Raw genomic sequence first — 16,391 nt, forward strand, 5'->3', positions numbered from 1 at the left:
GCGGAACTACCAACCGCGCTGTTTCCACTCGTCGAGATGCGGGCGTTCCGTTCCGAGCGTCGTGTCGTCGCCGTGCCCCGGGTAGACGACGGTCGAATCGCCGTAGACGTCGAACACCCGAGTGGTGACGCCCCCGAGAAGTTGCTCGAAGTCGCCTTCCTTCCACGTCTTGCCGACACCGCCGGGGAACAGGCAGTCACCGGTGAACAGGTGCGTCGCTCCGGTTTCTGGGTCGGCGCCGTTGAGGGCCAGGGCCACCGAGCCGGGAGTGTGGCCCTGCAAATGGATCACATCGAAGGACAGCTCGCCGATCTTGACGGTGTCGCCGTGGGCCAGCGTCCGCGCGGGCTTCACCGGCAGCGGATCGGAGTCGAGTTGATGCGCGGCCGTCGGAGCCCCGGTGGCTTTGGCGACCTGCTCGAGGGCCAGCCAGTGGTCCTGGTGCTGGTGGCTGGTGACGATCAGCGACAGCTTGGGGGCGTGCCGCTCGATGAGCTCGAGCAGGATCTCGGCGTCGTTGGCGGCGTCGATGAGTAGCGTTTCGCCTGTCTGGGAACACGTGACCAGGTAGGCGTTGTTGTCCATCGGGCCCACCGACACCTTGACGATGGATGCCCCGGGGAGGTTGCGTCGCGCCGCGGTCCTGGGTTCGACGTGGCCGGTGTAGTTGTCGTCGACGACGGTCATGGCTCTCACCGTACAAGCGCTCGCGACGTTGTCGGTGGGTGGACATAGCATGGGCATGAACTCTGTGCTGCGGGAGGAAACACTTGGCTGAGCGCCTGATCATCAAGGGTGCGCGGGAGCACAACCTGCGAAGCATCGACCTCGAACTACCTCGCGATGCGCTGATCGTTTTCACCGGTCTGTCCGGCTCGGGCAAGTCGTCGCTGGCGTTCGACACGATCTTCGCCGAGGGCCAGCGCCGCTATGTCGAGTCGTTGTCGGCCTACGCCCGGCAGTTCCTCGGCCAGATGGACAAGCCCGACGTCGACTTCATCGAGGGCTTGTCGCCTGCGGTGTCCATCGACCAGAAGTCGACCAACCGGAACCCGCGGTCGACCGTGGGCACCATCACCGAGGTGTACGACTACCTGCGCCTCCTGTATGCCAGGGCAGGCACTCCGCACTGCCCGGTGTGCGGTGAGCGGATCGCGCGCCAGACCCCGCAGCAGATCGTCGACCAGGTACTCGCGATGGATGAGGGCCTGCGGTTCCAGGTGCTTGCGCCGGTGGTGCGCACCCGCAAGGGCGAGTTCGTCGACCTGTTCGACAAGCTCAATTCGCAGGGCTACAGCCGGGTGCGGGTCGACGGGGTGGTGCATTCGCTGACCGATCCGCCGAAGCTGAAGAAGCAGGAGAAGCACGACATCGAGGTGGTCGTCGACCGGCTGACCGTCAAGGCAAGCTCCAAGCGGCGGCTTACCGATTCCGTGGAGACGGCGCTGAATCTCGCCGACGGCATCGTCGTGCTGGAGTTCGTCGACCGTGAGGACGACCACCCGCACCGCGAGCAACGCTTCTCCGAGAAGCTGGCCTGCCCGAACGGTCACCCGCTGGCCGTCGACGACCTGGAGCCGCGGTCGTTCTCGTTCAACTCCCCGTACGGCGCCTGCCCTGAGTGCACCGGTCTCGGCATCAAGAAAGAGGTCGACCCCGAACTCGTGGTGCCCGATCCGGACCTGACGCTGGCCGAGGGCGCGATCGCGCCGTGGTCGATGGGCCAGACGGCCGAGTACTTCACCCGGATGTTGTCGGGGCTGGGCGATCAGCTCGGCTTCGACGTCGACACCCCGTGGAAGAAGCTGCCCGCCAAGGCGCGCAGGGCGATTCTCGAGGGCTGCGACGAGCAGGTGCACGTGCGGTACCGCAACCGTTACGGCCGAACCCGTTCGTACTACGCCGATTTCGAAGGCGTGATGGCTTTCCTTCAACGCAAGATGGAGCAGACGGACTCCGAGCAGATGAAGGAGCGCTACGAGGGCTTCATGCGCGACGTGCCGTGCCCGGAGTGCGAAGGCACCAGGCTGAAGCCGGAAATTCTCGCGGTGACCCTGGCCGCGGACAGCAAGCACAAGTCGATCGCCGAGGTCGCCGAGCTCTCCATTGCCGAGTGCGCGGAGTTCCTCAACGGGTTGACGCTCGGCACCCGCGAGCAGGCGATCGCGGGACAGGTGCTCAAGGAGATTCAGTCGCGGCTCGGCTTCCTGCTCGACGTCGGCCTGGAGTACCTTTCGCTCTCGCGGGCGGCGGCCACGCTGTCCGGCGGTGAGGCGCAACGTATTCGGCTGGCCACGCAGATCGGGTCGGGTCTGGTGGGCGTGCTGTATGTGCTCGACGAGCCGTCCATCGGCCTGCATCAGCGCGATAACCGCCGGCTGATCGAAACCCTGATCCGGCTGAGGGATTTGGGCAACACGCTGATCGTGGTGGAGCACGACCTCGACACCATCGCCCACGCCGACTGGGTGGTCGACATCGGTCCCGCAGCGGGGGAGCACGGCGGCCGCATCGTGCACAGCGGCCCGTACGACGAGTTGCTCACCAACCCGAATTCGCTTACCGGAGCGTATCTTTCGGGCAAGGAGCAGATCGACGTGCCGGCAATTCGGCGCCCGGCCGACCACAAGCGTCAGCTCACGGTGGTGGGTGCACGCGAGCACAACCTGCGGGAGATCGATGTGTCGTTCCCGCTCGGGGTGCTGACGTCGGTGACGGGTGTTTCGGGTTCGGGCAAGTCGACGCTGGTCAACGACATCCTGGCGTCGGTGTTGGCCAACAAGCTCAACGGCGCGCGGCAGGTGCCCGGTCGGCACACCCGGGTCACCGGGCTGGACAAGGTGGACAAGCTGGTGCGGGTCGACCAGTCGCCGATCGGCCGCACACCGCGGTCGAATCCCGCTACCTACACCGGGGTGTTCGACAAGATCCGCACGCTGTTCGCGGCCACCACAGAAGCGAAGGTGCGGGGCTATCAGCCTGGCCGGTTCTCGTTCAACGTCAAGGGCGGCCGGTGTGAGGCGTGTTCGGGTGACGGCACCATCAAGATCGAGATGAACTTCCTGCCGGACGTGTACGTGCCGTGCGAGGTGTGCCACGGCGCCCGGTACAACCGCGAAACGCTCGAAGTGCATTACAAGGGCAAGACCATCGCCGAGGTGCTGGACATGTCGATCGAGGAGGCGGCGGAGTTCTTCGCGCCGATCAGCTCGATTCACCGGTATCTGCAGACGCTGGTCGACGTCGGGCTCGGCTATGTGCGACTGGGCCAGCCGGCGCCGACGCTGTCCGGCGGTGAGGCGCAGCGCGTGAAGCTGGCGTCCGAGCTGCAGAAGCGGTCGACGGGTCGCACGGTGTACATACTCGACGAGCCGACGACGGGTCTGCACTTCGAGGACATCCGCAAGCTGCTCGGTGTGATCAACGGCCTTGTGGACAAAGGCAATACGGTCATCGTCATCGAGCACAACCTCGACGTGATCAAGACGTCGGACTGGATCGTCGACATGGGTCCCGAGGGGGGAGCGGGCGGCGGGTCAGTGGTCGCGTCGGGTACCCCTGAGGACGTCGCCGTGAACCCCGACAGCTACACCGGGCACTTCCTGGCCGAGATTCTCGACGTGCCGCGGCCCAAGCCGGCAAAGCGCAACGCCCGCAAGGCGAGCAAGGCCAGCGCCTAGTTTCCTTCGCCGAAACTGCCTACAGATCGCGATCGAGTGCGATTTCGCGATCTCACCGCAGTTTCGACAGCGGCGACGGGAACCGCGGGCTGACCCGCACACCGTCCAGCCATGCCGTCAGCTCGTCCGCGCGCCTTTTCAACGCTCGCTTCGCGTCGCGGCCCACGTTCTCGAGCAGCTGCACTTCTACGCGACCATCCGCGTCTTGCCACCATCCGCCGACGATCCGGCCGCACCACCACGCGGTCGGCCCCGCGTTGCCGTTGGTATCGAACACCTGGTCGCGATGCTCGCCCAGATACCAGTCCCGGCCGTACCACCCCATCGTCGTGACATCGAGGCCCGGCAGCAGCGCGCACCACGGCTCGACCTCCGGTTCGACGTCCAAGTCGTCGGGCAACGCGAAACCCGGTGTGCCACTAAGGTCCACCTGGACCGCATCGATGTCGCGCAGCGCATGGCGCGTCCATGTCAGCGTGTTGCCGAACCACCATTTGATGTCGGTCTCAGTCGCCGGGCCGAATGCCCGCAGCCACCTGCGCACCAATTCGGCGCGGGCCACCTCCGGTTCGGCGGACTCCGGTGCAGCCGGCAGCCAAGCACCCATCGGCGTCCATCGCGGACGCGAGATGGTCCACGCGCCGTCGTTGGGACCCCTGACGATATCGCCGCGCACCGATAGCACCGTCAAAACCCTTGGCGCCAAAGGTGTCTCGCCACCCCACCGTTTGCCGGGCGCGTAGTCGTAGCGGCCGGCGAGCTCGGGCAGCGCCTCGCGTAGTTCCTTGGCGCTCGCCGCGCCATGTTCGGCGAGATGCCGCAACACCGCAGCACCGGCTGTGTCCAGCCATCGTTCGCCGTCGGCGGCCACTCCCGCTTTCTGGGCATCGGCGACCAACCGCCTGCGCTCGTTGTCTGCCACCCGGTCGCTGGCGGCCGACTGAATCAACGGCAGATCCTCTGCCCGCACCGTCCACAGCGTGCGGCGCATCGCCAGATGTTTGAGCAGGGTGCGGCGCTCGTACAACTGGGCGTCGAGGTCAGCGACGGCGAAACCGGCCATCCGCGCCCACAGCGATAGATAAGGCGTGGCCGGGTCGGTGGCGTGCAGCCCGATCAGGTCTGCCACCACGCCATCGAGTGAATCCGTCGGATCGGCAAGGAAATGCCGCCGCGCGAGCCTGGCCCGTCGCTCCTCAACAGTGAATGACCTCATCGCCGAGGAACCGTACCTGCGCAGACCGACAAAGGTTGGGATCGGTAGCCGTTGCCCCGATCTTGACTGAGGCCACGACGGACGCCATCAGGGCGACGCGCAACGAAAGGGAAAGATCGATGAACAAGGTTGTCGTGGGCGTGGCCGGACTGGCCGCCGCCGCAGCTTTCATGGTGGGTTGTTCGGACAACAAGGCTTCGCTCCCGGGCGGCGGAACGGCCAGCACAGGTGGTAACGCCGAGGTCAAGGTCGACGGCAAAGATCTCTCCGGTCTGGACATGAAGTCGGTGACCTGCGTCAAGCAGGGCGGCAAGATCAACGTCGCCAGCGGTGCGATCAACGGTCAGGCCGGTCTTGCGGTCGTGATGACCGACGCGAACCCGCCGACCGTCGAGTCTGTGGCCATGTCCGTCGACGGCAATGCCCTCGCCGTCAGCAGCATGGGCGGCGCGCAGGTCGGCAAGGCCGAGGCGAAGGTCGACGGCAGCACCTACACCATCACCGGTGAAGCTTCGGGCGCCGACATCAAGAACCCGATGGCAGGCATGATCACCAAGCCGTTCACCGTCAAGGTGACCTGCAGCTGATCGGCCGGAGTAGGAAGCGGCGGGCGCCGCTGGAGCGTCCGCCGCTTCCTACAATCCAGCTGTGACGATTGTCAGCGACTTGGAGCGCGCACGGCGGCTGATCTTCGCCGCGGACGAAGAAGCGGCGAAGCAGTTGCTGCTGTCACTCGACGAGCCGATCGAAAAGGCCGACCGCGATGATCTGCTGCTCGAGGTCTATGCCCAACTCGGCGAGATCTACCTGGTTCGCACGGCCTACAACGGCGTCGAGGAGTGCCTCCGCCGTATCACCGACTGCCTCGACATCTACCAGTCGATTCGGGCAGGCAGCAACCCCGAAGCGGCCGCCCAGGTCACGATGTCCGACGCCGACGTCGACCACATGATCTGCCGGTATTCCCGGCGGGCGCAGTTTCTGCGAACCGGGCTTGCCGCCGCCGCGCACGGTGACCACGAGGCGGCCGAGGCCGGGTTGCTGGTGCTCACCGGCGACACCTCGAATGCGTTTCCCGACCTCGCGGCCGAACACGCATTTCTGATCACCTATGCGCGCATTCTCTGCGCTACCGCACTTTGTGACGACGACCTGCACGTGCGCTCCGTTCCGTTGTGGGAGGACGTGCTCAAGACGATCGAAACCTCCAGCGGGGACGGAGAATTCGACGACTTTCTGCTGGTCCAGGCCGGCACCGCATACGGCCGGTTCTGCGTCGAGACGGGACGGCTGTCGGAGGCCGAGCCTTGGCTGCACCGCGCCGGAGCTCGTGCCCAGAAACGCGGATGGAAGTTGGCAACGGCCAGAACACAATTCGAACGTTCCACCGCCCGCTGGGCGGCCGGTGATCGAGTCGAGTGCCAACGCCTCGTGCATGAGGCGTACCCCGCCATCGCCGAGGGCTACCGCGCTCACGACGTGTCGCGATGCTGGCTGTACTTCGGCCTGCTCAGCCTGTCGATAGAAATGCTCGACGACGCCGACGAGCGGTTCGGGCATGCCGAGCGGCATTGGCGCGAAGTCGAAAAGCCCTTGCACATTCACCGGATTCTGTTGCAGCGCAGCTGGGTCGACATCTTCCGCGGCGACTTCGCCGCGGCCAAGGAACGCACCACCGAGGCCCGTGCGCTGCTCGACGCCTGGCCCAGGCACAGCTGGTTGCAGTACGCCCGGCTCGATGACCACCTCGGCAGCATCCTGCGCGCGGAGGCGCTGGCCGACCCCGACAACGCGGCGGCCAAGTTCGAGCAGGCCGCCGAGCTCAAGGTCCCCGCGGCACTGGCCGTCGACTCGGTGCGGCACGCTATGACCGACGCCGACGCGCGCATGCGGTGGGCAAACCACGTGTCCGCCCGAATTCTGGCAGGCGCGTTCGCCGTCGCGTGGGAGTGGGGCAATACCGAACTCGTCAGCGAACTCGTCGAATACCACAGCGCGCGTGGCAGTTTCAGCACCGAGCCGGACGCTCAGTCCGCCGATTGGACGGAGACCGCGACGGCCGCGGTGCCGTTCGAAACCATCGACGAGTACGCCCTCGTCGCCGCCGGGCCCGCGATACCGGGAGGCGCGGCGCTGACCCGGCTCGGCCCGCTGCCTCCGCTGCAGATGGACCCGACGAAGGGGCCGATCATGAGTCGCTATCGCGCACTGGCATTCGAGCGGTACGGATGTGCGGTGACCGCCGACGAGGCCCCGTGGTCAACGTGGCCGTGACCCTCGTTCTTCGCTACGCCGACGTCGGCGTAGCCACCTATGCCAGCCTCCGAGCGATCGGAGAGCCCGAGCGAACCGTCACCTGGGTCGTGCGCGAGGCCGATGTCGTCGCGGCGCGCGACCAACTGTCCACCGCGCTGCCGGATCCCTTGGCATCCGAGACGCGGCGAGACGCGGTCCAGCGAGCCGTCGTCTCAGGTCCTTTCGCGGCACCGGCTTCCGAGTTGACGATCGCACGGACGTTGGGTGAAAGCTTGTTGTCGCCTGAGGCCTGGCAGCTGCTGATCGACAGCGTCACGTCACCGCGGGCCGCGCTGTTCGTGTCGCCCAGTTCCCGGCTGGCGCGGGTGCCCTGGGGGCTGCTCGCGATGCCCGGCGACGACGGTTTCCGGCTGATGGAACTCGCCGACGTGCTGATGGCCGCGCCGTCGAACATCGTGAATTCCGGCCGGACAGCGGCATATTGGGACGATCGCCGCGATGGTCCGCCCCTGCTGATACTCGACCCGCGCGTGCCCGGTCAGCGGCCCGACTCGGCGCTGGGCTCCGTTCTCGGTAGGCCGTCAGCCGAAACCGCACTGGCACAGCATTTTACGGAGCTGATGCAGCGACGCGAGGTACTGCCCGACGTCGCAGGCGCCGTCGAGCTGTTCCGCCGCACCGACGCCGACCGGCCGTGGCTGGGCCGCCAACTCGACCGGCGACCGAGCAGGCTGCTGTACGTCGGGCACGCGACGGCCGCCGACGGCGACGTCGGCCACGCCGACCAGGCCGCGCTCCACCTCGCGGACGAAAGAGCCCTCACAGCATCGGATCTGATGACGGCCAAACTGCCGATGCCGCCGCGAATCGCGATGATCGCGTGTGCGTCCGGTGGTGACTACCAGTTCGACGAAGCCACGGGCTTGGTGGCCGCGATGATCCTCGGCGGCGCGCAACTCGTCACCGCCACGCTGTGGTCGCTACCGACCGCCGCCGGCTATCGCCAGTTCGCGCCCGCCGCGGCCGATCACGATCCGATGGCAGAGGCGATCATCGCCGTAGACCGCGCCCACCAAGAAGCCGATGCGGGACGCGCCGTGAACACCTGGCAGCGCGAGCAGATGCGGCGCTGGCGCGACGGCGACAACACTGCGAGCCCGCTGTATTGGGCCGCGTTGGCCACCTTCGCGGTCGACGGTGCCCGATGAACACCTCAGCTGGGCGGCACGCACACGGCCACTGCCGATTCGTCTCCCGCCAGGTAGTAAGTGTCGATGATGCTGCCGGGGGAGACTTTCGCCAACGACGAGGCGGGGATCAGCGCCGTCTCGTGAGCCGGAAACTGGCCGCCACCCGGCTTTCTCACCATGACGTCGAGCACGACTTCCCGATGGTCCTCCCGAGAGGCGCCGGTGGGACGCATGCCGGTCACGACCGCGTGCGACTTGGTGCCGTTACGAATCAGGTCGAGTTGATCACCGGTGAGCAGTCCTTTTCGCACCAGCATCTCCTCGAACTCCGCGCGGACCACCAGCATGTCCGCGGCGGTGAGAAGACGCTCGTCACCCTCGTCAGACTCGGGAACAGGCCCGGCGGAGACTCGGGCGGGAGCGAGCAGTGTGGCAGTGCTGCCTGCGAGGAGGAAGCCGAAGAAGACGACATTGACGAGCTGGTCGGCGGCGAATCCGAGCAACAATGCTGTGGACATGCCATTAGGGTCAGCCGTTGTGCCGGCTACCGAACCCAACTTTATGCTGGACCGATGAGCGCGGGATTCGAGACGGTTACGTCGGCTGTTGCCGTCAGCCAACCTCGCCGCGCGGTGATCGATCGCGCATGGCGGGCCATCGGTCCCGGTGTCGAGGTGCTCAGCGGCGACGACGGCGGCCCGCTGCGTCGCACCGTCAAACGGATTCTCGACCCGCTGGTGCTGAGGCTGCGCTCCAACACCCAGTACTCTGCGCCCTTCGTCGACGCGGACACCGCGGTGGCGATGCACGAGCTGATCGTCAGCCACGCCCCCCAATTGCGCTCTGCCGCAGCGTGGTTCGAGCTGCTCAAGCGTGAGCGCCGCCGCCTGCGCATCACCACCGGCAACGCGCAGGAGTTGTACTTCCCGGTCTGTTTCGAGCTTGCTGTGACGAAAGGTGCACCAGCGCAACAAGATGACGGGTCCGCCGAGTCGGTGTTGCGGGGCGTTCACGGGGACCGCGACCGGACGGCGATCGAGGTGCTCAACCAGTACGTGACGGATCCTGATGTGGTGGCCGCGCTGGCCGATCAACTCCGGCGCAGTTGGAGCGACGTGCAGGCGGGCCCCGAGATCACCACCCCGTTCCTCGCGGGCCTCACCACAGTGCTCGGGCCCGCCGACGGCCACAATGCCGCGATCGCGCGGCAGCGGGTGTGGTCGGCACTGATCGCAGACGCCACACCGTACAACCTCGGCGCGAAAGCGCGTGGTCGTGCGGGGGAGCTGCCGTGGTCGATCACCGCCCTTGGCTTGAGTTCCGTCGAGCCGCAAGTGCCACCCGACATCGTCAGCGGTTCAGAAACCGAGCGTCCGCTGAACCGAAGCGTCGTCGACCGGGTGCGGGCGACGCTGCGGCGCGCGATGGGCCGCGACGAATTGCCCGACATCCCGACGCTGTGCGCCGAAGAGGTCGACCGGTCGTGTGCGCCGTGGGGCCTGATGGCCGAGGACAAGCAGGCCACGCTGATCGCGGGGATCGAAGTCGGCGCGTGCCTGGCACCGCTGGCCGAATCCGTCGATACCCGCTACGAATTGGCCGCACAGATTCAGGCCCGGCTGCGCAAGGAAGCGTATGTGCTGCACGCCCGTCGCTATCTCGCCGACGGCGGCGCACCGATGCATCCCCGGCAACAGCAGGTGATCGACGACCTGGCCTCCTTCGCCCGCCCGTATCTGAGCAGATTGTGGGCCCGGTTGCACGGTCGCGACGTCTGGCAGGAGCCCTGTGACGACGTCGACGATGTGCGGGCGCTGCTGGAGGGCGTAGCGAGGTCGGTCAGCCTCGATCACCGGCAACGGATCAAGTCGATGCTCGAACTGCAGGTGGCGGGATGAGACTCGTGGCCGATTCCGGCTTGTGGAGCACGGGCCGGCAAGCCGCCCAAGCGCAACTCGTCGCGGTGCTGGAAGTCAGCGGCGCGGTGCTGTCGTGGACCGTCGACGACGCCGCGCACGCCGCGCAGATCACCTTCACCGATCTCGACCGCGCGGACTGGCTGTGGCGGGTGCTCGGCGAACCGGGACACCTCGCATTGGCCACCGCGCTACACGAAGGGACGCCCGAAGCGGCCGTCGAACTCGCCGATGTCGACCTGAAGCCCGAAACCCTTGAGCCGCTTCGCCGGCTGGCGTTGGGTCATTGGCTGCGGCGGTGGTGGCCGACCAGCCAGCGCAATGGCATCGCGGCGCTCGACGCCGCGCTGCTCGATGCGGAGATCGCGATGCTCACGGCAGGGGCCGAGGAGTTCTTCACCGACGACACCTTCGATTCCGACGTGGCTGCTTTGCTGCGGCCGCACACCGCGGCACTGAGCGCACACCTGCGGGGCGGTGACCCCCGCGTCGTCGAACTCGTGCGCAGCTGCGCCGACCTCGCCGACAACCTCGGAGTTGCGTTCGCCGAGGCCGACAGCGTCGCGGTGCGACGCGACGACTACGCGCTGGCCGCCGGGGCGGACGGCGACGGACGCGGCGCAGGCTCGATCGCAACAGGAACCGGCTCGGTCAATTGGGGTGCTGTGCCACCTGGCATCTTCGATGCGGCTGAGGACACCATCCATTGGCAGGTCGAGGCGGCCGACGGGTCAGCGAAAGCGGTTGTGCGCGTTGACCTATCGGGCCCTGGGCTGGCTGCAGGCATCAACCTGCGGCTGCGGTCCGGTGACTTCAGGGGTGCCGGCGTGCTCGACGCCAACGGCGTCGCGACCTTCCCGATCCTCGACGGGCCGCACCCGGTCGCGGAATCGGCTGCGTGGGACCATGATTGGCGGTCGACCGCAGTGACGGTCGGGGCCGACGTCGAGGAGTCGCCGCAGACGCGCGAGCGGATCAGGGAATTCGCGCGGGCGCGACTGCGGGCCCCCGGCGGCGACGCGTTCCTGGCTGAAGTGCTGGCCGCGGAGTCAGATTACTGACCCTCGCCCTCGTCGGGGTGCATCGACTTGCGAATCTCGGCCAGCCGTTCGGCGGCGGCGCGCTGGCGCGCGTCGTATTGCTCCTCGACGGTGCGACCCTCAGGAGTCTCCGCGGCCAATTCGGACGCGCCGACGGCGGTGCCGTAACGCGTCTCGATCTTCTCCCGCACCGAATCGAATGTGGGCACGCCGCCGGGTGTGTAGCCGGTCTCGGCCGGTTCTACGGGCTCCGGGGGCGTGGGGTCGTCGGGCATACCACCAACGCTACCGGTCTACTTCGCCGCCGCCTGCAGATTCGGCCCGGCGTGCAGTGGTGCGGCTATCGCGATTGGTTGCGATGACGGGGGCAGTGGCAGGACGGGCGTGCCCGGGGTGCCCAGCTGGCCGGCCAGCCACGGCAACCCTGCAGCGAACGCATGCGCTGCGAACGGCCAGTCGTGCTTGCCGGGCTGCATCACCACCGCACATTTGATGCCGTTGGCGCTACCTGTCGCGCACAACGAATTCGCCGCCGCGGTCTGGTCGCCTACGCTGGCTGCGGCATTGACCACATGCGGCTGCGCCGACGGGTTCCCGTTGATGGCGAACCAGCCGGCCACCCCGGTGTACGGGCCATGGCGGGTGATGACCGTCGTCGGATCGAACGCCGCCCACGCGGCCGCATTGCCTCCGAACAAGCGCGCGATGGTCTGCGCCTTGTTTCCCGAGTTCGGTGTCAGATCGCCTGCGATGTCGACGAACGCGCTGAACATGTCCGGATGCATCACCGCCAGATCGACCGCGCATGTGCCGCCCATCGACCATCCGGCAACGCCCCAGTTAGCACGCTTGGCCGACACGTGGAAGCTCGAAACCATAAATGGCACAACATCTTTGGTCAAGTGGTCGGCGGCGTTTCCGCGCGTGCCGTTGACGCATTCGGTGTCGTTGTTGAAGGCGCCGCCGGAGTCGACGAACACGAAGACCGGTGCGTTGCCGCCGTGCGCGGCCGCGAAGTCGTCGATCGTCTTGACCGCGCCGCCCGCGCGCAACCAGTCGGCCGGCGTGTTGAACTCGCCACCGACCATCATCACGGTCGGCAATGGCGGCGGTGGGTCGGTCGCGTACCAGGCAGGCGGAAGGTAGACCAGCTCACCGCGGTGCTTGAAGCCTGACCCGGCATCGGGAATGTTGACAGGCACCACGGTGCCCTTCGGGGGAATCGCGTGCCGCTTCTGCATCGCGACCACGGTCCCGGTGTCCGTCTGATCGGGCAGCGGACCCGCGGTCAGCTGGCTATAGGCGGTCTGCACGGTGGGGAAGTAGCCGACCCACAGATTCAGTGCGAGCGCCGCACACAGCAGGCAAACCGGCACCGCCACTGCAGAAACGCCGCGCCGCCACCAGCGTGCACCGCGCCAACCCGCGATGAGGACGCCGACGGCCACACCCGTCAGCCCGATCCAGATCCACAGCGAATTCGGAGCGGGATTGGAGTCGTCGCTCAGCCCCTGCGAAGCGATGTACCAGTACGACGCAACCGCGAGTGCGACCCCGACCAGCGCCGCCCACGGCAGCCACACCACACGCCAGCGGCGGTTGCGCCAGCCGATCGCGGCGATCAGCAGAAGACCCGCGATGACTTGCACCGTGAGGGGAAGCCAGCCGTGCATGAGCGAGAGGTGGTGGCGAAACGGCCCGGGTAACGTCACGGCAACAATCGTGGACGTATTTCCTTGGCGGTGCCTGTGAGCGACCTGCTAACGCGGTTTGGCTAGCGGGAACGGCAGCGTTTCGCGGATGCTGCGCCCGGTGATCAGCATGACGACCCGGTCGACGCCCATACCGAGTCCGCCCGTCGGCGGCATCGCATACTCCATCGCCTGCAGAAAATCCTCGTCGAGCTCCATCGCCTCGGGATCACCGCCTGAGGCGAGCAACGACTGCTCCTGCAGCCGGCGGCGCTGCTCGACGGGATCCGTCAGCTCGCTGTATGCGGTGCCCAACTCGACGCCCCATGCCACCAGGTCCCAGCGCTCGGCCACGCCGGGGATGCTGCGATGCGGCCGGGTCAGCGGCGAGACCGACGTCGGGAAGTCCTTGTAGAACGTCGGTTCCGTGGTTCGTTCCTCGACCAGCCGCTCGTAGAGCTCGAGCACCACCGCGCCTGCGTCCCAGTGCGTCAGATAGGGGATGCCCGCCGCATCGCAAAGCTTGCGCAGCACAACCAGATCCGTGTCAGGTCCGACCTGCTCGCCAAGTGCCTCTGACACCGCGCCGTGCACGGTCTTCACGGTCCATTCCCCGGAGATGTCGACGGGTTCCAGCGTGCCGTCCTCGCGGGGGCGCATGAAGACCTGTGCGCCGTTGGCGGCTTGCGCGGCGTTTTGGATCAGCTCGCGGCAGCCGCCGATCCAGACGTTGTAGTCGGCGTGCGCTTGATAGGCCTCGAGCAGCGTGAACTCGGGGTTGTGGCTGAAGTCCACACCCTCGTTGCGGAACGCGCGACCGAGCTCGAAGACCCGTTCGACACCTCCGACACACAGCCGCTTGAGATACAGCTCGGGAGCGATGCGCAGATACAGGTCGAGGTCGTAGGCGTTGATGTGGGTCAGGAACGGCCTGGCGTTGGCGCCGCCGTGGATCTGTTGCAGTATAGGCGTCTCGACTTCCAAAAACCCGTTGCCGACCAGGGTTTCGCGGATCGCGTGCAGCACCCCGCTGCGCGCGCGGATCAATTCGCGCGCCTCGGTGTTGATCGCGAGGTCGACGTAGCGGGCCCGTACTCGTGACTCCTGGTCGGTCAGCCCCTTCCACTTATCGGGCAGCGGTCGCAGGCACTTGCCGATCAACCGCCAACTGAGGGCGAGCAGCGAGCGGGTGCCCTTCTTGCTGTAGCCCATGGTCCCGGACACCTGAATCAGATCACCGAGGTCGATGGCCGCGGTGAAATCCGCGATGGTGCCGTGGTCCAGGATCGAATTGTCAAGCAGCAGTTGGACTTCACCTGACCAGTCGCGTAACTGCGCGAACAGCACGCCGCCGTAGTCGCGGATGCGAAGCACCCGCCCCGCCACGGTCACGGTGCCTGCGCCCTCGGAGTCGATGGCCTGCGCGATGGTGTGGCTGGGCGCCTCGCCGACGGGGTATGCGTCGACGCCGTTGTCCTGCAGCGACTTCAGCTTGGCCATCCGGACGCGCACCTGCTCGGGCAGCCGCGGGCCTTCGTCGGCCTCTGGAAGGTCGGCTTCCAGCTCGCCGAGGTCGGGCGCGCTGCCGTCATGGCGCAAAACCCCTGTGGCGACGAGGTTTTCGGGAGCCGAGATGTGATGGCCGGTGTGCGGTTGCTCGGCGCGGCGCGAGAACGGCAACACCAGGAAGCCCTCGGCGATCACCGAGGCGACGCCGACGCGGGGTACAAGACGGGCGTCCTCGTAGCAGGCGTACCGCGGCACCCACTGCGGCTGGTATTTCATGTTCGACCGGTACAACGTCTCGAGCTGCCACCACCGGGAGAAGAACACCAGCAGGCCACGCCACAACCTTGCGACCGGCCCGGCCCCGAGCTGCGCGCCGTGCTCGAACGCCGTTCGGAACATCGCGAAGTTCAGCGAGATCCGGGTCACCCCAATGCCTTCGGACTGCATGCACAGCTCGCTGACCATCAGTTCGATGGTGCCGTTGGGGGATTGCGGTGAGCGGCGCATCAGGTCGAGCGACGCGCCGTTGTTGCCCCACGGCACCAGCGACAGCATCGCAACCACTTGATCGTCTTGGATGGCCTCCACCAGCAGGCAGTCGCCGTCCGCGGGGTCACCGAGCCTGCCGAGTGCCATCGAGAAGCCGCGCTCGGTTTCGGTGTCCCGCCAGGCATCGGCGCGCTCGACGACCTTGGCCATTTCTTCGCTGGAAAGATCGCGGTGGCGTCGGATTCGCACGGTGGCGCCGGCCCGTCGCGCCCGCGTCACGGCCTGGCGCACCGCTCGCATATCGGGCCCGGAGAGCCGGAAGTTGTCCGGATACAGGATGGCCTCGTCGCCGAGTTGCAATGCGTTGAGCCCGGCCTGGCGGAATGCCTCAGCGCCCGTCGAGCTGGCGCCCATCACGCCGGGCGCCCAGCCGTAGGTCTGGCACAACCCCAGCCATGCGTGGATGGCCTGCTGCCATGCCTTCGGGTCGCCGACGGGGTCGCCGCTGGCCAGGCAGACGCCGACCTCGACGCGATATGTGATGGCGGCTCGACCGTTGGGCGCGAAGACGACGGCCTTGTCGCGGCGGGTGGCGAAATAGCCGAGCGAGTCGTTCTTGCCGAACAGTTCGAGCAGCCCGCGGATGGCCGATTCGTCCTCGCCGGTGAGCGCGTTGTCGGCGCGCTGCGACTGGAACAGCACGATCGCGGTGACCATCAGGGCCAGGGCGCCGAACAGGCCGAGCAGCGCGTTGACGAAGACATGCGGATGGCCGGAGAACGACTCCGAGGAGGCGCCTGCGAAGGCGCTCACCCGGTTGAGCGCGTACAAGAAACGGTCCTCGCGGGCGAGGCTGCCCGGGAACAACTCCAGTAGCGCCCAGCCGACCAGTGTGCCGATGGCCATGCTCACGACGAGCGTTGCCGCCGCCTTGAGCAACGCCGCACGGCGAACCCTCGCCCAGAACTGTTTTCGGGCCAGCAGCAGAGCCAGGATCGACGTGACGTGGAAGACCAGCCCGATCACTTCGCCGATGTCGTCGGCCACCGATTTCGGGCTGGTGACCAGCCCGCCGATGTTCCATACGATCGACGCGACCATGTAGCCGAGCAGGATCCACCAGGCAATCCGCTTGCGCGCCGCCAACGCCGCCGCGAGAAGCGCCAACACGAAGGCCCACGCGAAGCTGGTGTCGGGGAAGTTGAAGATGTAGTCGTTGACGAACTCGCGGGGCTGCTTGATGACCCAGCGGATGCCGGGGGACACACTCGCGATCAGGGACAGCGTGGCGATGATGCCGACCGTCCAGCCGGCTGCCGCGGGCACCCAGGAGTACCGGGAGGCCGGGCGCGTCAACGTGGCGGTCATAGGCCGCGAGGATATTCGCTCAAACTCAGAAAATGT

At 67.0% G+C, this 16,391-nt stretch carries 12 protein-coding genes; 6 read left to right on the top strand and 6 right to left on the bottom strand.

Annotation, left to right across the window (positions count from 1 at the left end; translation table 11 throughout):
* Positions 1-6: 6 nt before the first annotated feature.
* Complete coding sequence (locus J3E61_RS24870) at positions 7-687, bottom strand: MBL fold metallo-hydrolase (RefSeq protein WP_210085341.1); 681 nt, start codon at positions 685-687, stop codon at positions 7-9.
* Positions 688-770: 83 nt separating this feature from the next.
* Between J3E61_RS24870 and uvrA the strand changes: the two genes are divergently transcribed.
* Positions 771-3,680 (top strand): excinuclease ABC subunit UvrA, encoded by a 2,910-nt coding sequence (uvrA, locus tag J3E61_RS24875; RefSeq protein WP_210085342.1) that lies wholly within the window; start codon positions 771-773, stop codon positions 3,678-3,680.
* A 52-nt stretch (positions 3,681-3,732) separates the two neighbouring features.
* Here the strand turns inward: uvrA and J3E61_RS24880 are convergent, their stop codons facing one another.
* Entirely contained in the window at positions 3,733-4,896 is a 1,164-nt protein-coding gene (locus tag J3E61_RS24880) for an AlkZ family DNA glycosylase (RefSeq protein ID WP_210085343.1), read from the bottom strand.
* Positions 4,897-5,015: 119 nt separating this feature from the next.
* Between J3E61_RS24880 and J3E61_RS24885 the strand changes: the two genes are divergently transcribed.
* From J3E61_RS24885 to J3E61_RS24895, 3 genes are all read left to right on the top strand, one after another.
* A complete protein-coding gene (locus tag J3E61_RS24885; RefSeq protein WP_210085344.1) occupies positions 5,016-5,483 on the top strand; it encodes a lipoprotein LpqH in 468 nt (155 codons plus the stop codon).
* Positions 5,484-5,544: 61 nt separating this feature from the next.
* Positions 5,545-7,170, top strand: coding sequence for a hypothetical protein (locus J3E61_RS24890; protein ID WP_210085345.1), 1,626 nt, complete (start codon positions 5,545-5,547; stop codon positions 7,168-7,170).
* Positions 7,125-8,360, top strand: a complete 1,236-nt coding sequence (locus J3E61_RS24895; protein WP_210085346.1) for a CHAT domain-containing protein — start codon at positions 7,125-7,127, stop codon at positions 8,358-8,360. The genes J3E61_RS24890 and J3E61_RS24895 overlap by 46 nt, the downstream gene beginning before the upstream one ends.
* A 5-nt stretch (positions 8,361-8,365) precedes the next feature.
* On the opposite strand, the gene J3E61_RS24900 is transcribed toward J3E61_RS24895, so the two are convergent.
* Positions 8,366-8,860: a hypothetical protein gene (locus tag J3E61_RS24900; RefSeq protein ID WP_192720454.1), complete on the bottom strand. Its 495-nt coding sequence runs from the start codon at positions 8,858-8,860 to the stop codon at positions 8,366-8,368.
* 54 nt (positions 8,861-8,914) lie between these two features.
* Here J3E61_RS24900 and J3E61_RS24905 point away from each other — a divergent pair, with 54 nt between their 5' ends.
* Together J3E61_RS24905 and J3E61_RS24910 are read left to right on the top strand one after the other, a co-directional pair.
* Positions 8,915-10,240: a hypothetical protein gene (locus J3E61_RS24905; protein WP_210085347.1), complete on the top strand. Its 1,326-nt coding sequence runs from the start codon at positions 8,915-8,917 to the stop codon at positions 10,238-10,240.
* The gene (locus J3E61_RS24910) at positions 10,237-11,319 is read left to right on the top strand and encodes a hypothetical protein (protein ID WP_210085348.1); all 1,083 of its coding nucleotides are present in this window, start codon (positions 10,237-10,239) and stop codon (positions 11,317-11,319) included. The genes J3E61_RS24905 and J3E61_RS24910 overlap by 4 nt, the downstream gene beginning before the upstream one ends.
* Here J3E61_RS24910 and J3E61_RS24915 read toward each other — a convergent pair.
* The 3 genes from J3E61_RS24915 to lysX all read right to left on the bottom strand — a co-directional run bounded on the left by J3E61_RS24915 (position 11,313) and on the right by lysX (position 16,355).
* On the bottom strand, positions 11,313-11,573 hold the full coding sequence (locus tag J3E61_RS24915; RefSeq protein ID WP_192720451.1) for a hypothetical protein: 261 nt from the start codon (positions 11,571-11,573) through the stop codon (positions 11,313-11,315). The genes J3E61_RS24910 and J3E61_RS24915 overlap by 7 nt on opposite strands.
* A gap of 18 nt (positions 11,574-11,591) precedes the next feature.
* Entirely contained in the window at positions 11,592-12,971 is a 1,380-nt protein-coding gene (locus J3E61_RS24920) for an esterase family protein (RefSeq protein ID WP_210085686.1), read from the bottom strand.
* 87 nt (positions 12,972-13,058) lie between these two features.
* Positions 13,059-16,355 carry a bifunctional lysylphosphatidylglycerol synthetase/lysine--tRNA ligase LysX gene (gene lysX / locus J3E61_RS24925; protein WP_210085349.1) on the bottom strand — a complete coding sequence of 1,099 codons (3,297 nt, stop codon included), beginning with the start codon at positions 16,353-16,355 and terminating at the stop codon, positions 13,059-13,061.
* Positions 16,356-16,391 lie beyond the last annotated feature (36 nt).

The sequence above is a fragment of the Mycobacterium sp. OAE908 genome (assembly GCF_017872775.1).
GTDB lineage: Bacteria > Actinomycetota > Actinomycetes > Mycobacteriales > Mycobacteriaceae > Mycobacterium.

What these genes read in the sequence shown, in the direction of transcription:
- J3E61_RS24870 (WP_210085341.1), bottom strand. Translation starts at nt 687, where the DNA reads ATGACCGTCGTCGACGACAACTACACCGGCCACGTCGAACCCAGGACC.
- J3E61_RS24880 (WP_210085343.1), bottom strand. Translation starts at nt 4,896, where the DNA reads ATGAGGTCATTCACTGTTGAGGAGCGACGGGCCAGGCTCGCGCGGCGG.
- J3E61_RS24885 (WP_210085344.1), top strand. Translation starts at nt 5,016, where the DNA reads ATGAACAAGGTTGTCGTGGGCGTGGCCGGACTGGCCGCCGCCGCAGCT.
- J3E61_RS24895 (WP_210085346.1), top strand. Translation starts at nt 7,125, where the DNA reads ATGTGCGGTGACCGCCGACGAGGCCCCGTGGTCAACGTGGCCGTGACC.
- J3E61_RS24900 (WP_192720454.1), bottom strand. Translation starts at nt 8,860, where the DNA reads ATGTCCACAGCATTGTTGCTCGGATTCGCCGCCGACCAGCTCGTCAAT.
- J3E61_RS24905 (WP_210085347.1), top strand. Translation starts at nt 8,915, where the DNA reads ATGAGCGCGGGATTCGAGACGGTTACGTCGGCTGTTGCCGTCAGCCAA.
- J3E61_RS24910 (WP_210085348.1), top strand. Translation starts at nt 10,237, where the DNA reads ATGAGACTCGTGGCCGATTCCGGCTTGTGGAGCACGGGCCGGCAAGCC.
- J3E61_RS24915 (WP_192720451.1), bottom strand. Translation starts at nt 11,573, where the DNA reads ATGCCCGACGACCCCACGCCCCCGGAGCCCGTAGAACCGGCCGAGACC.
- J3E61_RS24920 (WP_210085686.1), bottom strand. Translation starts at nt 12,971, where the DNA reads ATGCACGGCTGGCTTCCCCTCACGGTGCAAGTCATCGCGGGTCTTCTG.
- lysX (WP_210085349.1), bottom strand. Translation starts at nt 16,355, where the DNA reads ATGACCGCCACGTTGACGCGCCCGGCCTCCCGGTACTCCTGGGTGCCC.